The sequence below is a fragment of the Microbacterium sp. CPCC 204701 genome, assembly GCF_004010105.1.
GTDB lineage: Bacteria > Actinomycetota > Actinomycetes > Actinomycetales > Microbacteriaceae > Microbacterium.
In genome coordinates this window covers 1-2,127 of sequence record NZ_RRYE01000457.1, presented here as the reverse complement: position 1 = coordinate 2,127, position 2,127 = coordinate 1, and the positions used below count along the sequence as shown (strand labels likewise).

2 protein-coding genes are annotated in these 2,127 nt (G+C 72.6%); one reads left to right on the top strand and one right to left on the bottom strand.

Annotated features, from left to right (window positions below; genetic code table 11):
* Positions 1 to 454 precede the first annotated feature (454 nt).
* Positions 455 to 1,255, bottom strand: a complete 801-nt coding sequence (locus EIO58_RS16735) for an inositol monophosphatase family protein (RefSeq protein WP_127820423.1) — start codon at positions 1,253 to 1,255, stop codon at positions 455 to 457.
* Between the two features lie 53 nt (positions 1,256 to 1,308).
* On the opposite strand from EIO58_RS16735, the gene EIO58_RS16730 reads away from it, so the two are divergent.
* On the top strand, positions 1,309 to 2,127 hold an 819-nt coding region (locus EIO58_RS16730), incomplete at its 3' end, for a phytoene desaturase family protein (RefSeq protein ID WP_164861811.1).

Here is a 2,127-nt window from a genome sequence, read left to right as displayed (position 1 = left end):
CGCTGCCGGATCGGGCGGGGTCGCGACAGGCTGAGGCGCCGGTGACGCCGGAGCGCTGCGCGGCGTCACCGCCGGGGCATCCGAAGTCGTGGTCGAAGGGCGACCCCACACGACCGTCGGACGCTCGGGAGCGGTGCTCGCCGCCTGCCGGCGAGCCGCCGCGCGCGATGCCCCTGCAGTCTCCGGGGTCGCCTGAGCAGGCGTCGCGGAGATGCGGCTCGACCGGCGCGTGGGCACAGGCTCAGCCATAGGGGCGTCGAAAGGCAATTCGGCGGAGGGCTCTCAGTCGTGTCGCAGGGGCGCGACGGAACGGTCGTTCGGGCTATCACGCCCCTCGTCGTTCGGGTGACGAAGTAACGATCGGGTAAACACTACCCCGGGTGCCCTGGGAATGCCATGTGCAGGTCGGGTTTTGGCCCGGCGTTTCGTGAAGGTTGGGTGAGAGTACACCGGGTCACGCGAGTCCGGCGATCGCCGCGAGTTCGTCGAATACCGCCGGACATGCAGCGACGACGAGCGGCGCACGGCGGGATCCGTCGGGCTTCGCGCGCCCGAACCGGCCGCCCGCCTCGGTGACCAGGAGCGAGCCGGCTGCGAGGTCCCACGGCTGCAGGCCACGCTCGTAGTAGGCGTCGAGCCGGCCGGCCGCGACGGAGGCGAGGTCGAGTGACGCGGCACCGGCGCGGCGCAGGTCGCGCGCGATCGGCATGACGCGTTCGACGAGTGCGAGGTCGCCCGCGTGGGTCGAGGGGTCGTAGCCGAAGCCGGTCCCGATGAGGGCCCCCGCCCCGCCGACATCGGTGCTGACGGCCAGCCGCTGGTCGCCGAGCCACGCGCCCTCGTCTTTCGCCGCGTGGAACATCTCGCCGGTCATCGGGTTGTGGACGGCCCCCGCGAGCGTCTCCCAGCTCTCTGGCGTCGGCTCACCGCGCACGGCCGCGATGCTGATGGCGTAGGTCGGGATGCCGTATGCATAGTTGACCGTGCCGTCGATGGGGTCGACCACCCACGTGATGCCGCTCACCCCGGACTCGGCGCCGGTCTCCTCGCCGAGGAACCCGTCGTCGGGTCGTGCGGCCTTCAGCCGTGACCGGATGAGCGCCTCGACCTCGCGGTCGGCCTCGGTGACGATGTCCGCGAGCGCGGACTTGGTCGCGGCGATGGCGACGCCCACGTCGCGGCGGGCTCGTGCCAGATCTCCCGCCTCACGCGCGATGTCGATGGCGAGTGCTTCGAGGTCGTGTGCGAGGCTCATGGTTCCACGGTATCCGCCGCTCACCCTCCCGGACCGGCCAGTACCGTGGGGCCATGGCCAACTCAGAGCGATCCCGCACGTACGACGTCGTCATCGTGGGCGGCGGACACAACGCTCTCGTCGCCGCCGCCTACCTCGGTCGTGCGGGCCGCTCGGTGCTCGTGCTCGAGCGGCTCGACCACGTCGGCGGCGCGGCCGTCTCGGAGCGGCCGTGGGCCGGCGTCGACGCACGGCTGTCGCGCTACTCGTACCTCGTGAGCCTCCTCCCCCGCCGCATCGTCGACGACCTGGGGCTCGACATCCGGCTGCGCCGCCGGCGCTTCTCGTCGTACACGCCTGACCCGGCCGACCCGTCGCGCGGCATCCTCGTCGACACGGCGGATGCCTCTGTCACCGCCGACTCCTTCACCCGGGTCACCGGGAGCAGCGCCGAGGCCGAGCGGTTCAGCGCCTTCTCCGACCGCCTGGCCCCCGCCGCTCGGCTGCTGTTCCCGACGATGACCGAGCCGCTGCGGCGCAGCCGTGACGTGCGCGGCCTGCTCGGCGACGAGGCGCTGTGGGAGGACCTGGTCGAGCACCCGCTCGGCGCGATGCTGCGGGCATCGCTCGAGTCCGACATCGCGCGCGGCATCGCGCTCACCGATGGGCTGATCGGCACGTTCGCGACCGCGGATGACGAGAGCCTGCGCCAGAACCGCTGCCTGCTGTACCACGTCATCGGCGGCGGCACCGGGCACTGGGACGTACCCGTCGGCGGCATGGGTCGCGTCACGGACGAGCTCGCGCGCGCGGCGAGAGAGGCCGGCGCCCTCCTGCTCACGGGCGCCGAGGTCGTGGCGGTGTCACCGGACGGCGTTGTGGACGTCGCGGGC